General features: G+C 66.2%; 2 protein-coding genes. Both read right to left on the reverse strand.

Annotation, left to right across the window (positions count from 1 at the left end):
- The coding region (locus tag ACGF5C_RS34855) for an MlaD family protein (protein WP_393308693.1) at positions 1-952 on the reverse strand (952 nt) is incomplete at its 3' end.
- On the reverse strand, positions 949-1,206 hold a 258-nt coding region (locus ACGF5C_RS34860; protein WP_393308695.1), incomplete at its 5' end, for a hypothetical protein. The genes ACGF5C_RS34860 and ACGF5C_RS34855, both read right to left, overlap by 4 nt.

Below are 1,206 nucleotides of genomic sequence, written 5' to 3' on the forward strand. Positions count from 1 at the left end.
TATCGAGGATCGTATAGAACTCTCCGTCGTGGGCCGGCACCCCCATCGCCGAACTGCCGACGACCAGCGACGGGAACAGCGCCCGCAGCGCCGGCAGCCGCAGCTGCGCCGCCTTGGTGACGGCCACGAAGTTGGTCGCGAGGCTGGTGATCGGATCGGTGGTCTCGTCCAGCGTGGCGCCCAGCGACTTCATCTGCGCCGGGGCCTGGTCCAGCACCTTGCGCAGTTCGTCGTTGGCGTTGTTGAACTGGGTGAACAGCGTCGACGAGTTCTGCGTCAGGGTGCTCAGATCGGGCTGCGCGTTCGACGTCGTGGACGCGATGGTGCGCAGGTTGGTGAGCAGGTTGGTGGTCTGCGGCAGCAGATTGTCCAGACCGGCCGTCACCAGGCTCAGCGCATCGACCATGTCCCGCAGCTGATCCGGTCCGCCGCTGAGCGCGGTGTCGAATTCGGTGAGGATGGTGCTGAACCGGTCCGGGTCGATCTGGTCGAAGAACCCGCTGGCGTTCTCCAGCACCGCCGACACCGGCGTCGGGGTCTGCACCTTCTGCGGGTCGAACGGGATCACCGAACCGTCGGTGAGGTACGGACCCTTGTCGCTTTCGGGCTGGAAGTCGATGTACTGCTCACCGGCGGCCGAGAGGGCGTGCACGACGACCTGCGTGGCCTTCGGAATCTTGTACCGGGTGTCGATCTGGGCCTCGGCCGCGATCGAGGCGCCGCGATTCGCCAGCTTGATCGAATTCACCTTGCCGATGCGGAATCCGCGCAGCGTGACGTCGTTGCCCGGCTGCAGACCGCCGGAGCGGTCGAGCGCGACCGTGACCGTATAGGTGCTGCGCAGCGGATTGATCCGCATGACGCTCACCGCCAGATACGTCGCGCCCACGACGAACGCGATCACCAGTCCGATCGTGGAAAGCAGCAGTTTGTGTCGCAGCAGCCAGCTCATCGGTGGCCCCCTGTCACTCGGCCGTAGACGATCTGCAGCACCTGGATCAGACTGCCCGCCATGTCCTGCAGATCGCGCAGATCCCAGAACTTGCTGTGCGGCGGGTCGGTGAGCAGGCCGATGTCGAGCTGGGTCAGAGTCGCGGCGACGGCAAGGGTGTTGCCCTTGAACGAGGCGTCGACCTTCGGCCGGATCTCGTGCAGTGCGTCCAGCGCCGGCCCCAGGTCGTTGCCGGCCCGCGACAGCGCGTCCAT

This window comes from Micromonospora sp. NPDC047620 (assembly GCF_043205005.1).
In the GTDB taxonomy this organism is placed as follows: domain Bacteria; phylum Actinomycetota; class Actinomycetes; order Mycobacteriales; family Micromonosporaceae; genus Micromonospora.